11 protein-coding genes and 1 pseudogene are annotated in these 18374 nt (G+C 62.6%); 5 read left to right on the forward strand and 7 right to left on the reverse strand.

Going from position 1 to position 18374, the window contains the following annotated elements; all coding sequences use genetic code 11:
• The first annotated feature begins 19 nt into the window (after positions 1-19).
• Positions 20-1414 (forward strand): LLM class flavin-dependent oxidoreductase, encoded by a 1395-nt coding sequence (locus tag NCR38_RS26990; RefSeq protein WP_061116421.1) that lies wholly within the window; start codon positions 20-22, stop codon positions 1412-1414.
• A gap of 27 nt (positions 1415-1441) precedes the next feature.
• Here the strand turns inward: NCR38_RS26990 and NCR38_RS26995 are convergent.
• A pseudogene (locus tag NCR38_RS26995) lies at positions 1442-2377 on the reverse strand (alpha/beta fold hydrolase).
• Positions 2378-2896: 519 nt separating this feature from the next.
• On the opposite strand from NCR38_RS26995, the gene NCR38_RS27000 reads away from it, so the two are divergent.
• The 4 genes from NCR38_RS27000 (at position 2897) to NCR38_RS27015 (ending at position 9156) form a co-directional block, all read left to right on the forward strand.
• Positions 2897-4195, forward strand: a complete 1299-nt coding sequence (locus NCR38_RS27000) for an ATP-grasp domain-containing protein (RefSeq protein WP_061116422.1) — start codon at positions 2897-2899, stop codon at positions 4193-4195.
• Positions 4196-4205: 10 nt separating this feature from the next.
• Positions 4206-6905 carry a CoA-binding protein gene (locus tag NCR38_RS27005; RefSeq protein ID WP_061116423.1) on the forward strand — a complete coding sequence of 900 codons (2700 nt, stop codon included), beginning with the start codon at positions 4206-4208 and terminating at the stop codon, positions 6903-6905.
• A gap of 148 nt (positions 6906-7053) precedes the next feature.
• Complete coding sequence (locus NCR38_RS27010) at positions 7054-8352, forward strand: MFS transporter (protein WP_061116424.1); 1299 nt, start codon at positions 7054-7056, stop codon at positions 8350-8352.
• 21 nt (positions 8353-8373) lie between these two features.
• Positions 8374-9156 carry a substrate-binding domain-containing protein gene (locus NCR38_RS27015; RefSeq protein ID WP_061116425.1) on the forward strand — a complete coding sequence of 261 codons (783 nt, stop codon included), beginning with the start codon at positions 8374-8376 and terminating at the stop codon, positions 9154-9156.
• A 15-nt stretch (positions 9157-9171) separates the two neighbouring features.
• On the opposite strand, the gene dctA is transcribed toward NCR38_RS27015, so the two are convergent.
• The 6 genes from dctA to NCR38_RS27045 form a co-directional block, all read right to left on the reverse strand.
• Positions 9172-10473, reverse strand: coding sequence for a C4-dicarboxylate transporter DctA (gene dctA / locus NCR38_RS27020; protein ID WP_061116426.1), 1302 nt, complete (start codon positions 10471-10473; stop codon positions 9172-9174).
• Positions 10470-11399 (reverse strand): LysR family transcriptional regulator, encoded by a 930-nt coding sequence (locus tag NCR38_RS27025; protein ID WP_061116543.1) that lies wholly within the window; start codon positions 11397-11399, stop codon positions 10470-10472. Before NCR38_RS27025 ends, dctA begins: the two co-directional genes overlap by 4 nt.
• Before the next feature lie 292 nt (positions 11400-11691).
• Positions 11692-12870: a porin gene (locus NCR38_RS27030; protein WP_061116427.1), complete on the reverse strand. Its 1179-nt coding sequence runs from the start codon at positions 12868-12870 to the stop codon at positions 11692-11694.
• Positions 12871-13103: 233 nt separating this feature from the next.
• Positions 13104-14018: a DUF2950 domain-containing protein gene (locus tag NCR38_RS27035; RefSeq protein WP_061116428.1), complete on the reverse strand. Its 915-nt coding sequence runs from the start codon at positions 14016-14018 to the stop codon at positions 13104-13106.
• 11 nt (positions 14019-14029) lie between these two features.
• On the reverse strand, positions 14030-15454 hold the full coding sequence (locus tag NCR38_RS27040) for a DUF3300 domain-containing protein (RefSeq protein ID WP_409219312.1): 1425 nt from the start codon (positions 15452-15454) through the stop codon (positions 14030-14032).
• 227 nt (positions 15455-15681) lie between these two features.
• Entirely contained in the window at positions 15682-18078 is a 2397-nt protein-coding gene (locus NCR38_RS27045) for a phosphoketolase (protein WP_250477840.1), read from the reverse strand.
• Positions 18079-18374 lie beyond the last annotated feature (296 nt).

Here is an 18374-nt window from a genome sequence, read left to right on the forward strand (position 1 = left end):
CCACCAGAAACGATCGAACATGACTCAACGAAACGGACATCTGCATCTCGGCGCGTTTCTCTATCCCACGGGCCATCATATCGCCGCGTGGCGGCATCCTCATGCGAGCGCCGATGCAGGCAGCAATTTCGCCCACTATGCCGAGCTTGCGCAGGCGGCGGAAGCGGCGAAGTTCGATCTGATTTTTCTCGCCGACGGCACGGGGACGCGCGGCGACGATCCGCAATTCCTGAGCCGCACCGCCCACAGCTACGTCGCGCAGTTCGAACCGGTCACGCTTCTTTCAGCGCTTGCCGCAATCACGCGGCGCATCGGTCTGGTCGGCACGGCGTCGACCTCGTTCAACGAGCCTTATCACATCGCGCGCAAGTTCGCGTCGCTCGATCACATCAGCGGCGGGCGCGCGGGCTGGAACCTGGTCACGTCATCGAGCGAGCATGAAGCGCGCAACTTCGGCTTCGACGAGCATCTCGCGCATGCAAGGCGCTACGAGCGTGCGGACGAATTCGCGGATGTGGTGTCGGGTCTCTGGGATAGCTGGGACGAAGACGCCTTCCTGCGCGACAAGGCGTCGGGGCGTTACTTCGATCCGGACAAGCGCCACGTGCTCGATCATCGCGGGGCGTTTTTCAAGGTGCGCGGGCCATTGAACGTCGCGCGCTCGCCGCAGGGACATCCGGTGACCGTGCAGGCGGGCTCGTCGGAGGCGGGCAAGGAACTCGCCGCCCGCACCGCGGAAGTGATATTCACGGCGCAACAGACGCTCGACGACGCCGTCGCGTTCTACGCCGACGTCAAGGGCCGCATGGCCCGCCACGGTCGCCATCCGGACTCGCTCAGGATCATGCCGGGCGTCATGCCGATCGTCGGCCGCACGGAGGCGGAGGCGCGCGCGAAGTTCGACGAGCTGCAGACGCTCATCGATCCTGTCGTGGGCCTCGCGATGGTCTCGACGCTGACGGGCGGCTTCGATCTGTCGGCGTATCCGCTCGACGGACCGATTCCCGAATTGCCCGAGACCAACGCAAGCAGAAGCCGGCAGACGCTAATGATCGAACTGGCGCGCCGCGAGAATCTGACGATCCGCGAGCTATATCGCCGGATCGCCGGCGCGCGCGGACACTGGCAACTCGTCGGCACGCCTGCGCAGATCGCGGATGCGCTGGAAGAGCGGTTCGTGCACTACGGCGCGGACGGATTCAACGTGATGCCCGCGCTGCTGCCCGATTCGCTGAACGATTTCATCGAACTGGTGCTTCCGGAGTTGCGGCGGCGCGGACGTTTTCGCAGTGAATATGAAGGCCACACGCTGCGCGAGCATCTCGGTCTAAAGCGGCCGGTGTCGCGTTACGCGAGGCGGGATGACCCTCTTTCACGTCGGCCGGAGACTGACGACAGGCTTCACGCCGTCTGACCTACCGAAGCATCGTCGGCGCGCGTCCTACTTGCGGGAACGATAACGCCGATCGAGAAAACTTCTGACCAGTGCCGCAATCTCGTTCGGTTTATCGTTGAGCGCGAAGTGCCCCGCCTCGATTATGTGAACGTCGGCGTCGGGCAGATCGCGCTCGTAGGCGGGAACCTCGGCGAGTTGAAAGGACGGATCGTACTTGCCCCACACGATCAGAGTCGGCGGCTGATGCTCGCGCAGCCACGCCTGCCATGCCGGATAACTCGCGACATTGGTCTGATACGAATAGAACAGATCGGTCTGGATATCGGCCTGGCCCGGACGGCTCAGGAACGCATATTCATCGGTCCAGCGATCCGGATCAATCTGCTCCGGATGCGGGTTCGTTCCCACATGACGCTGGCGCGTCGCTTCGAGCGAAAGAAAGTTCTTGCGAAGCGCCGCCTCGTTCGATACGCGATCCTTCCAGAATGCCCGACGCGGTTCCTACAACGGACCGAGCCCTTCTTCGTGCGCGACGGCGTTCTGAACGATCAGCGCATCGACGCGCTCCGGATTGCGCACGGCGAGGCGCATGCCGATCCGGCCGCCGTAATCCTGCACGTAGAGCGTGTAATGCGTGAGTCCGACCGCTTCGGTGAAATGCGCCGTGATCTCGGCGAGATGATCGAAGGTATAGGCGAAAGTCTTCGCATCGGGTGCATCGCTGTGGCCGAAACCCGGGTAGTCGGGTGCGATCAGATGGTAGCGATCCGACAGGCGCGACAGCAAAGGCTCATACATGCGCGACGACGATGGAAAGCCATGCAGCAGAAGCAGCGTCGGCGCATCGGGATTGCCCGCTTCCCTGTAGAAGATCGAAAGCCCATCGACCTGCTTCGTTCGGTAGAGGATGGAGCGGTCGGTTGCCGTGCGCTTTGCAGCCGACGATGCGGCCTCGCTTGCCGGGCTGATCATGGCAAGCATCGCGCAAAGCGCAGTTAGTTTGAGAGCACGGTACATATGAAGTCCCTTGAAGGATGATTGAAACCTGGACCGCCTCGAGTCCATGCGCCAACCGCTCGCTTCGCCCAATTCAGCGTAGCGTCGTCGCAGGCGTAATTCGATCGTCGCACGCCTCGCGGCCGTCGTGCAGCGGTCCCGCAAAACTCTGATTCGGTGCACGCATTGATAGCCACGGAACATCAATAGTTGAAAAAATTGCACTTTTGGTTTCAGCCGGTTTGCGTGAGTATCCGTACTCAAGATTCCAGCGAAATTGGAACGTAAGTAAAACGCATCGGAGACACGCCATGCACGTCGCACGACACATTCAACGCGGCTAACGATTGCCGCTCGAGGCCGCCCGGTCTCGCGGCCCAGCCTTAACGCATACCAGACATCCGAACCCGAGCGTCAAATGGCGCGGCGGCCGCGTCGTCACGTCTGGCTCTCGTCCAAACACCCGTTTCTTTTCTATCGCAATGCCTTCAGGAGACAAACTTCATGCAAATTACCGGAATGTTGCACGGCGCGCGCCTGTTGCAATTCGTCGGATTCCCGGCGAGTGAAATCCTCGGTCCGAGCGCCAGCGAAGAGGAGATCAAGACGTTGATCGATCGTCATCGGCAGATCTTCATCAAGCCCGTCTTCAAGGGAGGCGTCGGAAAGAAGGGCAAAGCGGGCTTGCTCGGCCGCGCTACGGATCTCAAGACCGCGTTGAGCGAAAAAGAACGGTTGTACTTCGCCGAACACACTGTCGGCCATCTGAAAGCGAAGGCAAATGGTGTGACGTTCGAAGCCGGCGTGCCGGCCGAGCACGAAGTTTATTTCTCGATCACCGATTCAACCCGCTTTCGCGCACCGACGATGACCCTCTCGCACAAGGGCGGCATGGACATCGAAGAGGTCGATCCGAAGCATGTGGCGATGGTGCCTTTCGACGCGTTGACGGGCCTGAAGGCGTTCGTCGTGGCAAATGCGCTGAGCGAGATCGGCGCGCCGAAGGAGATCATCTCGCCGCTCGTGCAGCAGTTGCCGAAACTCTGGGAGCTCTTTCACGACTTCGGCATGACGACGCTGGAGCTCAATCCGATCCGCATGCGCGAGGACAGGAACGGACGCCTGACGCCGGTCGCATGCGACTTCAAGTGCGGCTTCGATCGCGACGATCCGCGCTGGACGCGCCTTGGACTCCCGCAACACCTGTTCGCCGCCGACTACTCCGACTTCGAGCAGGAGATCAATCAGTTGCGCACGCATCAGGGCCAAAGCGATGTGTACGTGATCAACGACAAGGGAACGATCCTCGCGCCGACCTTTGGCGGGGGCGCCAACTCGCTCGTCACCGAAATGCTCGGCGACGCCGCGATCATTTCGTCGGATTTCGGTGGCAATCCACCTTACGCGAAGATGAAGGAAGTGGCCCGTATCTGCTTCAGGCATTGGCTCAGGCAATCGAACGTGCTTTTCATCATCGGCGGCAAGTCGAACAACACCGACATCTTCGAGACGTTGCGAGCGATGGCCGATGCCCTTCGCGAACACTTCAGCGAGCATGGACCGACGCCGCTCTACGTGGTGCTCGGCCGTGGCGGGCCGAACCTTGTGCGCGGCATGGCGGCGTTGAGAGACACCTGCGACTCGCTCGGGTTGCCTTACAGACTTTTCGGATTCGACTCCGACATCAGCGAAGTCATCCAGTACGCCCGAAAGGCGGATGCGTGGATGCGTGAGGGTGGCCGGGCCGAGATCGCAGCACGGATCGGCGCGACCGTGAAGACAGCCGAAACGGCTCAGGCTTGAGGAGTACGACATGCATAAGCAACACAGCAAACCGTTCAAGTATTTCGTCGGCGTCAACTCGCTCGCGCAGATCGCCACACGCGACGATCGCGTGTGCGTGCTCAACATTCTGGGGGGCGAGTCGTCGGACGTGACGCCCGTCAGCCACGCCTTCTCGGGCGGCAATATCGTCTTCGGTACGGCACCGGGGAAGGGCGGGAAAACGCTCGCGACACCGATCGGCGATATCCCGGTGTACAACAACGTCCGCGAAGGGCTGGAGGCCGGGCACCGTTTCAATTGCGGCGTGGTGTACCTGCCGCCATCGGCTGCGCGCGACGGCGTCGCCGAACTGATTCGCGTCAATCCAGAGCTTAAGAAGATTTTCATCATCACCGAGAAGATCGCTGTGCACGACGCCCGCGAAATTCGAGCGATGGGCCAGCAAGCCGGCATCGACATCTTTGGGGCGAACGGGCTGGGGGTCGCGGACTCGTGGAATCGCGTGAGGATCGGCGGAGCGCTCGGCGGCGACAATCCGGACGATTCGCTGCGCAAAGGGTCGATCGCGATCTTCTCCAACTCAGGCGGATTCAGCACGACGATCGCGCAATATTTGCGCATGAGCGGCTGGGGCACATCGACCGTCATTTCGAGCGGCAAGGATGTCTACATCCACTACGCCGCGCCGGAGTTTGCATTTGCACTCGCCAACGACGCGCGCAGCAAGGCCGCCGTGCTCTATTGCGAACCGGGCGGCTATTACGAAGCCGACGCGACGTTCACGAAGCCGGTAGTCGCCTGCGTGGTGGGCCGATGGAAGGGCCGCCTGACGCGTGCGGTCGGTCATGCAGGCGCGATGGCCGGCGGTTCCGATGACGCGCAGGCGAAAGAACGCTGGTTCATGGAGAAGTTCGGCGTCGACCGGCTCTTCACGCCTGACGATCCTTGCTGCTCGGCAAAAGGCGCGGTCGTGACGAACATCGCGCATATCCCGGCGGCGCTGACGGCCGTCATGCGCGCCAACGCGACGATGCCCGACTTCGAGCCCGAAGGCAGCCTCGCGCTCAAGCCGTGGTTCGGCTCAGACCAGGGCATCGAGCTGCCCTCCGGTCTTGCGATTCCCGTGGTCGGTGCGGTCGCTCCGTACGACGAGCAAGTCTTGCAGGTCAACAGCCAGATCGGGGCGGTCGCGCCGCGTCAATCGCTCAAGGACGCATCGGGCGCATCGCAGATGGATGCGAAGACGCAAGTCAGCAGCCTGCACGGAACGTCGATGCTCGACGCCGCGACGCGCTCACTCGAAGCGAACGTGAATCTCGCGCTGCTGCACGAACCCGGCGGCGAGAACGACGAAAAGCTGATCAACGTGGCGGTCGCGGCATCGGTCAATCTGCATGGAACGCCGGAGCTCGTCGCGGCTCAGGCGGCGCGAGAGGCGGGCAATGCACCCAACGCGATTCTGGCGGCTGCGGCATCGATCGTCGGGCCGAATCGTCAGCGCGCCGCGCGCGATGCCGCCCAATGGTTGATCGACCACTTCTCGGCTGCGGGCCTCACGAATGCGCTCGACGACAGCTTCGATATCGGCCAGATCGACGGCACCGGCAGCGAGCCGCTCTTCACGGACGCTCGCGATCCGCGCGCCGAGGCGATGCTCGCGGGACTTGCGAGGCGCGGCGCCAAGTCCGTATTGATCCGCTGGCTCACGTCGCAGCCGGCGCACCCGACGGCGGACGCCGTGCTCGCCGCGATCACGACCACGCTGGCGTGGGGGCCGCTCATGCGCAAGCGCGTGTCGCGCGTGACCGCCGAGAGCCTGCCTTGGTGGACCATGTTGTTCGGACGATTGATCGGCGCTTCGGCCGATGCATCTCGTCACGCCCCGGGAGGCTTCTGCGGCTTCACCACCGAATCGCTCCTGAACGAACGCAGCCTCACCGAAATTTGCTTCGCCGCATTGCTCGATCTCGAACCCGGCCCCGACGATCTGTTCGCCTTCAAAACGCTCGCGGGGCTGCTGCTCACCAACGGTCCCGGAGCCATTTCGGCGCAAGGGGCGAAAGGCGCCGTATCCGCCGACGGTCCCGAAAGCCCCGAGCGCGTGCAACTCAACAAGGCGCTCGTCGGCTTCCTTTCGCATACCGGCTATACGCATGGCGGCAACGGCTACGAGGGAATCGCCTTTTTGATCGAAGCGTTCCGCGACACGCCGCTCAGCGATCCGTCGGACGCCGGCCACGGCGTGGATCTGCGCAAGCTGGCCGCGCGCGCGGTGGAGCATTACGCGCAATACAAGGCGCGCAAGAAGAACGCGGGCAGCCTGGACATCGCGAAGCTGCCAGGGGTCAATCATCCGGTGTTCAAGGACAGGCCCGTCAATCATGACCCGCGCGAAGTGTTCATCGCAAATCTGTGCGAGCAACGCGGGGAATACAACGCGTTCCATGCGTTCTATCGCGAGCTCGTGCAGGCGCTGTTCGATGCCGGCGTGTCGCGCAACGTGTATTGCGTGAACGTCGATGCGGTGATCGCGGCGCTGCTGCTCAAGATGCTGTGGCAACCGCTGCGACGCGGCGATCTGGCGGAGTCGGATCTGGAAACTGCCGCGTTCACGATCTTCCTGTATCCCAGGATGCTCGGCTGCGCGGCGGAAATCGACGATCACCTGAACCGTGGACGCAACATGGACACGCGCACGCCCGCTTCCCAGTGCCGCTTCGTCGCCTGAACGGGAAGCCGGCAGCGATGCGTGCATTGATAACCAGCGCACATCAATCGTTCCGAAAATAGCACTTATCGTTTTGCGCCGTTCGGGCGAGTATTCGACAAACAATAAATCGCCCGGACACCAAGTCGAAATTTCTGGAGACACCTCGATGCATCCCTCTTCAACCACCTCTGCCCCCGGCCAATCGAAGACATCCGCCGTACTGCGCGTGACGGCCGGCAACTTCCTGGAGCAGTTCGATTTCTTCCTGTTCGGGTTCTACGCCACGCAGATCGCCGCGGTCTTTTTTCCCGCGGGAAGCGAGTTCGCTTCGCTGATGATGACGTTTGCCGTGTTCGGCGCCGGTTTCCTGATGCGTCCGCTGGGCGCGGTCATTCTCGGCGCGTATATCGACGATGTGGGCCGGCGCAAGGGCCTGATCGTCACGCTGTCGATCATGGCGAGCGGCACCATCCTGATCGCGTTCGTGCCCGGCTATGCGACGATCGGACTCTTCGCGCCGGCGCTGGTTCTGATCGGCCGTCTGCTGCAAGGCTTCTCGGCGGGTGCGGAACTGGGCGGCGTATCGGTCTATCTCGCCGAAATGGCGACACCGGGACGCAAGGGCTTCTTCACGAGCTGGCAGTCCGCCAGCCAGCAAGTTGCGATCGTGGTGGCGGCAGCGCTCGGCTTCGCGCTCAATCAATGGCTCGACACGGCGACGATCGCCGCGTGGGGATGGCGCGTGCCGTTTTTCGTCGGCTGCATGATCGTGCCTTTCATCTTCATTCTTCGGCGCAATCTCGAGGAAACGCGGGAATTCAAGCAGCGCCAGCATCGACCGAGCATGAAGGAAGTCTTTGCGACGCTCGTGCAGAACTGGACTGTCGTGATCGCCGGGGTGCTGCTGGTCGCAATGACCACCACGAGCTTCTATCTCATCACCGTCTATGCGCCGACCTTCGGCAAGACGGTCCTGCATCTGAGCACCGCCGACAGTCTGCTCGTCACGCTGTGCGTGGGCATCTCCAACTTCATCTGGCTGCCGATTGGCGGCGCGCTGTCAGACCGCATCGGACGCCGTCCGCTTCTTCTTGGAATGACGATCCTCGCTATTGCGACCGCCTATCCGGCGCTTTCGCTCCTCGCTCACGCGCCGAGCTTCGTCAACATGCTGCTCGTGCTGTTGTGGCTCTCGTTCATGTACGGCATGTACAACGGCGCGATGGTTGTCGCGCTCACCGAAGTGATGCCGGTCGACGTGCGTGTCGCCGGATTCTCGCTTGCCTACAGCCTCGCGACGGCGGTTTTCGGCGGCTTCACGCCAGTCATCTCGACCGCGCTCATTCACATGACAGGCGACAAGGCCGCGCCCGGCTACTGGATGAGCTTCGCCGCGGTGTGCGGACTCGGAGCAACGCTGGCACTGTATCGTCGCCGTTCCGTTCCGCTGCATGCGGCGTCCTGAATCATCGCATCTCTTCCAGACATGAAATCCATCCTTCTGAAATTCTGCACCGCCGCGCTGCTCGGCAACGCCGTCGCCGCGGCGAACGTACAGGCCGCCGATCTGCATGTGATGAGTTCGGGTGGCTTTACCGCGGCGTACAAGCTGCTCGGACCGAAGTTCTCGGCATCGACGGGCGATACCCTAGACACCGCGCTCGGCCCGTCGATGGGCAAGTCGCCGGAGGCCATTCCAAACCGTCTTCAGCGCGGCGAGCCTGCGGACGTGGTGATCATGGTCGGCTATGCACTCGACGACCTGATCAGGCAGGGCAAGGTAATGCCCGACTCGCGTGTGGAGCTCGCGGACTCGCGCATCGGCATGGTTGTGCGCGACGGTGCGCCGAAGCCTGACATCGGGTCCGAGGCGGCGCTCAAGGAGACCCTGCTGCGCGCCCGGTCGATCGCGTATTCGGACAGCGCGAGCGGCGTCTATATCGAGCGCGAGTTGTTCAAGCGGCTCGGTATCGAAGAGCAGGTGAAGGCCAAGGCGAAGATGATCCCGAAGATCCCGGTGGCCTCCGTGGTGGCGACCGGCGATTACGAAGTGGGCTTTCAGCAGGTGAGCGAGTTGCTTCCGGTGAAGGGCGCCGCGTACGTCGGCAAGATTCCGGAGTCGATGCAGTCCGTCACGCGCTTTGCGGCCGGCATTCCCGTTGGCGCGCAACATCCGAAGGAAGCGAAGGCGCTGCTCGACTATCTCGCGTCGCCCGCCGTGCAGCCGGAGGTGATATCGACCGGACTCGATTCCGTCGCCGCGCATTGAGAAGAGCGCAACGATTCAGCCCGGCAGGTCGGCGGGCTGATCGAAGTCTTCTTCAGGCTCGTGCGCGAGGCTCAGTGCTTCTTTCAGGCGCGCTCGGTCGCACGCGCGCTCCCACATCGATACGAAGATCACCGCGCACGCGTTGCTGATCACGCTCGTCAGGGCGCGCGACTCGGACATGAACCGATCGATGCCCACGAGCAGCGCGACGCCCGCCAGCGGCAGGTCCGGAATGACGGCGAGCGTCGCGACGAGCGCAACGAGTCCGCTGCCCGATACGCCTGCCGCGCCCTTCGACGTGAGCAGCATGACCGCGAGCATCGTCGCGATTTGTCCGCCGGAGAGGTGGACGTCGCATGCTTGAGCGATGAACATCGAAGCGAGCGTCAGGTAGATTGCCGTTCCGTCGAGGTTGAAGGAATAGCCGGCGGGCAGCACGAGCCCGACGATCCCCTTGTCGCAGCCAAGCGCTTCCAGCTTGACGATGAGGCGCGGCAACACGGGTTCTGTCGACGACGTCGCGAGCACGATGATGAGTTCCTCGCGAATGTAGCGCAGCAGCCGCCAGAGCGAGAAGCCGTGCAGGCGCGCGAGCGGGCCGAGCACGCAGACGACGAACAGCAGGCACGCCGCATAGAACGACACCATCAGCATGCCGAGCGAGCCGATCGAGCGGATGCCGAACCGGCCTACCGTGAAAGCCATCGCGCCGAATGCGCCGGCCGGCGCGAGCCGCATGATCAGCGCGAGAATGCCGAACAGCACGTGCGCGATTCCATCGATGAATTCCTGTACCCGCCGCCCCGTGCCTCGACTGGCGTTCAATGCGAAGCCGAACAGAAGGGCGAGCAGCAGGACCGGCAGCACTTCGCCTTTCTCGAACGCGCCGACGAGCGTCTCCGGAATCACGTGCAGCGCGAATTCCACGAGTCCGTGCGGCTGTGCGCGCGTCGAATACTGGGCGAGGACGGCCGTGTCGAGATGGTGCGGGTCGATGTGCAGTCCTGCGCCGGGATGCAGCGCGAAGGCGGTTGCGAGCCCCAGGACGAGCGCGACGATCGTGAGAAAGTAAAACAGCGCCAGCGCTTTCAAAATGGCGCGGCCGATCTTCGAGCCGCTCGACAGCGACGTGATGCCGGTCACGATCGTGCAGAAGACGATGGGCGCGATCATCATGCGCACCAGCGCGACGAATGCATCGCTGAGCGGCTTGAGCGACGCACCGGCCTGCGGCCAGAAGTGCCCGACGATCACGCCGAGCCCCATGCAGAGCAGGACCTGGACGTAGAGCAGATTGAAAGGCCTCGGCAGGGTCATTTCGCGGTCTTCTTTGCTGCAGCGGCCATGCCGCTGCGCTTGGTGTCGAGGATGGTTTGATAGAACTGCTGCGCGGCCGGCGCGAGCGGACGCCCCCTGCGCCGCACGATGCCGACTCGCCTCGTTACGACCGGATCGACGAGCGGCACGCTGGTCAGGATCGGATGGTCGCGCATGGGCATTGCCATCGAAGGCACGGCGGCCACGCCGAGGCCCGCTTCGATCAGGCCGAGCATCGTGGTGACATGGCGTGTCTCGCAGATGCTCGGCACAGCCGGCGCCACGGTGGTCAATGCCTGATCGAGCAGCAGGCGGTTGCCGGAAGTCTTGTCGACGGATACGTATTCGTGTTCGTACAGCTCGCTCCAGGACACACGGGTCTTTCGGGCAAGCGGATGATCGCGGCGGCACGCGGCCACGAACTTTTCCTGCAGCAGGACCTTGAACTCGACCTCGGTCTCCTGGCTGCCCATGAAGCTGACGCCGAAATCGGCTTCGCCGCTGATGACCGAGCCGAGGACTTCGTTCGCGCTCGTGTCGAGCAGCTTGACCCGGATGCGCGGATAGCGGGCGTGGTAGGCAGCAACGACGCTCGGCAGGAAGTAGTAGGCTACCGACGGCACGCACGCGATGGTCACATGGCCCAGGCGGCTGGTGGACACGTCGCGGATGCCGAGCAACGCGACATCGAGATCGTCGAGAAGCTGTTCCGCACTTGGGGCGAACACGCGGCCTACGGTCGTGAGTGTCACACTACGGGTGGTGCGCTCGAAAAGTCGCACGCCGAGCGCCGCTTCCAACTTCTCGATGCGCCGGCTCAGTGCCGGCTGCGAGATGTTGACTGAGTCCGCAGCCTTGCGAAAGCTGCCCAACTCCACGACGGCTCGAAACGCCTGCAAATCGTTCAGATCGAAGTTGACGCCCACAAGCTGTCTCCGCATATCAGAAGCGGGTATTTTGCATGACGTGGAGCCAGGCGCCCATCGAGGAGAGTACTCGTTGCTCGTGAAGATACATCAGAGTGATTGCCGCGAGTAGGCGCAAAGTCGCCTGAGACATTCGGGCGGATTGAAGCGCTGCTCGGGATAGCGAATGCCGCGCCGGACACGAGCAGCATGTTCCCTGCAATGGAAGCGCTGCGTGCAAGGCGACGAAAGCGATAATCAACTCCGCCGCGTTGCCGAACGTCGCATCAAGAACTCGGCCGTTCGTGGAGCATCAGAAGCGGTGCCTCAGGCCGACGGTCGCTTCAACCTGAGTACTCGTGGAAGACGGCGCGGCGACGCCGTTGATCCATGCCACGCCCAATGGCGAAGTGCCGCTTGGACTCGACCGTTGCCACGCGCTTTGAATGTAGATATCGGTGCGCCGCGAGAAGCGATAGTCGGCCATCGCGCTTAGCTGGTTCCAATGGGGAATGCCGCCTCCGCCGTTTCCGCCGGCGCGCGAATAGGTGTACGCGCCCGATAGTTCGACCGCCGGTGTCAGCGCATAACGAAAGTTTCCTTCGAAGTTCTGGAAAGTGCCGCTCAGCCCGGACTGAAAGAATTGGGTGAGCTTGGTGTGCGAGTAGACGAAACCCGCCACAGCCGGACCGAAGGTGTAGTTCACGCCGGCGCCGAAGGTCTTCTGATTGCTCGCCAGCACGCCTAGAGGCACACCCGTCGGCGCGAGCGCGCCCTGCAGGGACGCGCCGGTCGTATCGGTGACTGCGCCGCCCGTATTCAACTGTGCCGGCGTGCGCGCGGAACTGCTGAGCCCGAGGTAACCAGCACCAAAATTCAGCGCTCCCCAGGCATAGGACATACCAAAGCTATATGCGCGATTATTCGTGAATCCGCCAGCCTGATTGGAAAAGCCGTACAGCGCACCGATCCTGAGGCCGCCGAAATTCGGACTCAGATACTTGACCGAGTTATTGATCTGAAACGAATCGTTCAGGTTGTCATTGTCCAGCGGATGCGCGAAGTGCGTGCCGCCGAATTCCGTACCCGTCAATGAAAGCGGCGCGACGAAATCGACCATGCTGTCGGTTTGGCGGCCCAGCGTGAGCGCACCGTAATCGCGGCTCGACAAGCCGATATACGCTTGGCGATTGAAGATGCGGTTGCTCGACGAGAACTGCCCGTTGTTCAGATTGAAGCCGCTCTCCAGGGTGAAGATGGCCTTCACTCCCGCACCGAGGTCTTCAACTCCGCGCAAACCCCAGCGACCGTACTGGACCGCGCCGCTCGTCATCTCCCAGTTGCTGTGGCCGCCGCCCGTTCCGCTGATCTGGTTGTTGGTGTAGGTGAGGCCTGCGTCGATCAGGCCATAAAGCGTGATACTGCTTTGCGCATGCGCTACTCCGGCAACTGTGACAATCGCCGTCGCGCCGATTCCAAGCATCTTGTTCATTTGCCTGCTCCAGCCAAGACCGAGAGATTCAATTCTCCCGGAACGCTTTCTACACAGACCTCGATGTCTTTCAGGCGCGCAGCCGTGCGAATCATCGACACGAAAAGGCGCGATGTGTTCCTCTCACTTTATGCGACCGCAGTCGAACCCGCCAACTTCAAATGGGCATTGCGAACATCGGGGTGAGGCAAAGCCTGACGAGCCTCCTCGAGGTGAAGGAACAACGCAGCGGTTCAAGGCGCCTCCTTTTCCCACCCCGCTCCGGGATCGAATGACTTCATCGCTGCGACCTTTTTGTCACCGTCCGGGCCAAGATCGCGCTCATAGACCTGTCCGTCGTGACTGACCATAAAGCTCTTGATGCCCGTTTCGCCATACTGGGCGGGCCATGCGACCACGGCAAAGCCGCCCAACAGACGGCCGTTGACCATGTAGTCGTATGCGCCACCCGGTGCATGAGGCCCTTGGGCGCGTAGCAGCTTGTAGTGGTAACCGTAGTAGCCGGCCTCCGATCTGGCGCGAGCGCCAGCCGTCATGAAGGCGGGACCGAGCGGGCTCGGTTCTTCATCCGCGCCGGTCGGCCAATACAGCCCGTCATGTTTGCCGTCGCTGCTGACGAACTTGTCTGCATAGACGTAAACCTTGTTGCCGTCGTGATACTTCGATGCGTACTCGCGTTGTGCATCGTAGATTGCGAGCATCGTCTGAATCACGGCGAGCTCGTTGCGCCCGATCTGCCGAAGGCGCATTTCGTCGGCGCCTGCGCGCATGTCGAATTCCCAGCCTTGCTGCCTTTTCACGAGCGGGATGGGCAGCGTCCAGCCGTCGTTGCCGACGACGATTCGGGCGTGCTCGCTGTCGGTCGTCTGAATCGCGTGGGAAGCCTTCCAGGCGGTCAGGAACTTGTTCCGGAGCTCGGCGCCGACCGAAGGAATCACGTTGCGGAAATCGGCGCCCAGCAAAGCCTTGAGTTCGCCTTCGTCGTTGTCGGCGACGGCGGTCCCGAAGGCGTTCATCGCCGCTTCAGGTGTCTGGAAGAACTTCTGTGCGCTCAACGCCGGAACCGGAATGACGGCGAGCGCGAGCGCGACGGTCATCGTGCTTCCGGCCACGGCGAGGAGCGCGACAATCTCCGATAGTCTCTTCATGGTCGCTCTCCTCAACGCCGTCCGCCGCCGCGTCCACCGCCACCACCACCGCCACGCGCGCCGCCACCGCCGCCACGGTTGAAGTTCGACGACTGAAAGCTCGACTGGCCACGGTTGAAATCGCGTTGCGCCGCGCCACCGCCGCCGACGCCCTGGAATGCGGTATCGCGCGCGCCGCCGGCGTACGCCCCCCGATTGCCCGCCTGCGTGCTCCCTGCGTTGCCGCGGGCCGGTGACTGAGCGCGGTCTGGCATTTGAGCCGTCCGATTGGCGGTCTGAGGACGATTGCCCGCGACCGCATTGCGGTTCGCCGTCTGCGCTCGATCGCCTGCTGCCGCCTGACGATTGGGCGCATTCGCGCGATTGCCGGCGCCGGTGGCATTCGCGCCTGCGCGGTTGGCGACCGATGCGTTGTTTGCGCGACCCTGCCGGCTGGCCGTTCCCTGGTTGCGTGCCGCCGTCCGATCGGCCGTGCTCACGCGCTCGGGCGTGGCGCCGTTGCGTCCGCGATAGTCGCGCCGGGAATCTGCGCCTTGCACGCCGCGTGAGTACTTGTCGCGCGTCGCGTTGTCGCGATAGGCAACTCCCTGGCGGTGCCGCGCGTCATGCTGCCACTTGCCGCTCTCGACCTTGGTGCGGTCGAAGTTGCGATCGATGTTCGTGGCCTTGTTGATGTTGACGTTGACGTCGTTGCTGTTCCAGTTGCAATCGCTAAAAATCGCGCCCGCCGCGGCGATGCCGAGGCCCCATGCAAATCCGCTCGCAAGGGCGGCTCCGGGGTAATAGGCCGGTGGCGGCGGCCAGTACGTCGGCGGGTAGGCCGGCGCGGGCCAGCCCCCATAGACGACGGTCGGATTGTAGGAGGGCACGTAGATGACCTGCGGGTCGGCCGGTTCGATGCGCACGATGCTCTGCGTGGGAGGCGCTTGGCCCGGCTGGCCGGTCTGGCTCGTGGCGGAACGTGCTTCGACGCTCACTTTCTGCTGCGGAGTCGACTTCAGATGTCCGGTATCCTGCGCGCGAATCCTCAGACGCTGCACGGCGGCCAGCACGTCATTCGGCTGAGCGAGAAACGCATCCCCGAGTCGTTGGGTCGAGTCGAGCTTGTCGTTCATGGGTACGAGCACTTGGGGAAACGCCACCAGGGATTTGACGCTGACGTCCCATGACTGATCCTGGACAGCTATCACCGCGGCGTCGCCCTTCACATTCGGATGCGACTTGACCCACCGGGCGGCGTGCACGATCTCCAGCGGATACGTCGACGCCATCAGCACCTGCGACAACAACGAATCAGGATAAAGCGCGACCGGCGCGACCAGCGCCTCCAGTTCTTCGGGCGGATATTGCTGGGCCGCAGGCTGCGTCGCAGATGCGGGCAAGGGAGGCAAGGCCGCAACGGACGCGGGGGCCGCTGCAGAGGCAAGAGCCGCGATGGAGGCGGGAGCTGCTGCTGAAGCATTAGCGGGCGCCGACGCGGCCGCGGGCGGGTTCTGAGCCGGCTGATCCTGTTGTTTCGAGGGGCAGCCTGCCAGCAAGACGAGGAGGCTCGCGCTAAGGAGCCGTCCACTCCGTGTCGTCATGACCGCCCCCGTTCGTTACGCCCTTCGAATCCAGCGCCGATGTTGCTGCAATTGACGCGAACTTCATCGGCGCTCCGCGATTAAAACGGCCACACCCATTCCGCGATTTCCGGCTTATCGGTGCCGTGCGTGTGCGCGTAATCCAGATGAGAGATGACCGCGTTCTTCATGTCCTCTCTCAGGTGCGCGGTTCTTCCGCGCAGGCGAGGCACGCGATCGAGCACATCGATCACGAGATTGAAACGATCGACCTGATTGAGTATTGCCAGTTCGAGCGGCGTGTTGATGTTGCCCTTCTCCTTGTAACCGCGCACGTGCAGGTTTTCATGATTTCGGAACCGGTAGGCGAGCCTGTGGATCAGCCATGGATAGCCGTGGAAATTGAAGATCACGGGCTTGTCGATGGTGAACAGGCTTTCGAAATTGCGCACGCTCGATCCATGCGGATGCTCCGTGTTCGGCTGCATCTTGAAGAGATCGACGACGTTCACGAAGCGCACCTTCAGCTCTGGCAAACGCTCACGGAGAATAGCGGTCGCGGCGAGCGCTTCCTGCGTCGCAACATCGCCGCAGGAAGCCATGACGACGTCGGGTTCTTCGTGTTCGTCGTTGCTCGCGCGCCGCCACACGCCGATGCCCTTCGCGCAGTGGACGATCGCTTCGTCGATGGTCATGAACTGCAAATGCTTCTGCTTGTCCGCGACGATCACATTGATGCAATCGCTCGAGCGCAGGCATTGATCGGCCACGACGAGCAGCGTGTTGGCATCGGGCGGGAGATACACGCGCGTCACCGACGGGCTCTTGTTGGTGACGAGATCGATGAAGCCGGGGTCCTGATGCGAGAAGCCATTGTGATCCTGCCGCCATACGGTCGACGAGAGCAGGATGGTTTCCGACGAAACCGACGCGCGCCACGGCACATGGTTCTTGCAGATGTCGAGCCATTTCGCATGCTGATTGAACATCGAATCGATGACATGCGCGAATGCTTCGTACGTATGGAAGAAGCCATGTCGCCCCGACAGCAGATAGCCTTCGAGCCAGCCGAGAAGCGTGTGCTCGGAGAGCATTTCCATCACGCGGCCGTCGCGCGACAACTCGCCGCCGTCCTCGTCTTCCGGAAGGAGATCGGCCATCCAGACTTTCTTGCTGACTTCATAGATGGCCTGTAGGCGATTCGATGCCGTCTCGTCGGGGCCGAACACGCGAAACCTGTCCATATTGCAACGCATCACGTCGCGCAGGAAGGCGCCCAGCGGACGCGTGTTCTCATGCTGGATCTTGCCTGCCTGACCGACATCGACGGCGTAGTCGCGAAAATCCGGCAGCTTCAGTTCCTTGCGCAGCACGCCGCCGTTAGTGTGGGGATTCGCGCTCATGCGGCGCGTACCGGTGGGCGCGATCGCCCGAATCTCCGCGCGCAGCCGGCCGTCGGCGTCGAAAAGTTCTTCGGGCTGGTAGCTCTGCATCCAGCGTTCGAGCACCGCGAGATTCGCGGGATTGCCGTGCACATCGGAGAATGGGACCTGATGCGCGCGCCACGAGCCTTCGACCTTGTGACCGTTGATTTCCTTCGGGCCGGTCCAGCCTTTCGGCGTGCGCAGGACGATCATCGGCCAGCGCGGCCGCTCGACGTCCTTATTGCTGCGCGCCTCGTCCCAGATCGCGCGGATCTCGGCGGTGGCGGCATCGAGTGTTTCCGCCATCTTTTGATGCATCTCGACGGGATCCGATCCTTCGACGAAATACGGTCGATAGCCATAGCCGACGAACAACGCCTCGAGTTCGTCATGGCTGATGCGCGCGAGGATCGTCGGATTGGCGATCTTGTAGCCGTTCAGATTCAGGATCGGCAGCACGGCGCCGTCGCGCGCGGGATTGATGAACTTGTTCGAGTGCCAGGCCGTCGCGAGCGGGCCGGTCTCAGCTTCGCCGTCGCCGACGACGCAGGCGACGATCAAGCGCGGATTGTCCAGTGCCGCCCCATACGCGTGAGAAAGGCTATACCCAAGCTCCCCGCCTTCATGAATGGAGCCCGGGGTTTCCGGCGTCACGTGCGAGCCGATATGCCCGGGAAAAGAGAACTGCTTGAAGAACTTCTGCATGCCTTCTTCATCTTCGCTCTTGTCCGGATACACCTCCGAATAGGTGCCTTCGAGGTACGCCGGACCGAGCACGCCGGGCGCGCCATGACCGGGCCCGGCCATGAAGATCACGTCGAGATCGTCACGCTTGATCACGCGGTTCAGATGCGCCCACACGAACGAGAGAGCGGGGCTCGCGCCCCAGTGACCGAGCAGGCGCTGCTTGACGTGCTCGGGTTTGAGCGGCTCGCGCAGGAGCGGATTGTCAATGAGAAAGATCATGCCCGCGGAAAGGTAGTTGCACGCGCGCCACCACGCATCGACGAGTCGAAGTTCGTCGCTCTCGAGGACAGGCTCTTGCGATGTATCGCCTCTGGAGTGCTTGCTCATTACGACGTCTCCATTCAATGAACGTGCATCGGAACATAGGTGGCATGTATCCGCGCGGCGTTGCGCCGCGCACGGGTCGTCCCTTCGCCGCGAGGACGCTGAGCGTTGCCGGTGTCATGTACAGCTTTAACTGACCCTTCGTTATAGAGTCGATATCACGCACGCGCACCAAATTCAAGTAGCACGAGGCCTTGCTTAAGTCAGTACTTAAAGTTTCCTTCAGGACGACGCTCTTGCTGCCACCACGGTGTCATGTCTGTTGCGTTGCGGTCGTCGCGTGTGGCCAGGCGCTAAGG

The sequence above is a fragment of the Caballeronia sp. INML1 genome (assembly GCF_023631085.1).
In the GTDB taxonomy this organism is placed as follows: Bacteria; Pseudomonadota; Gammaproteobacteria; order Burkholderiales; family Burkholderiaceae; genus Caballeronia; species Caballeronia turbans.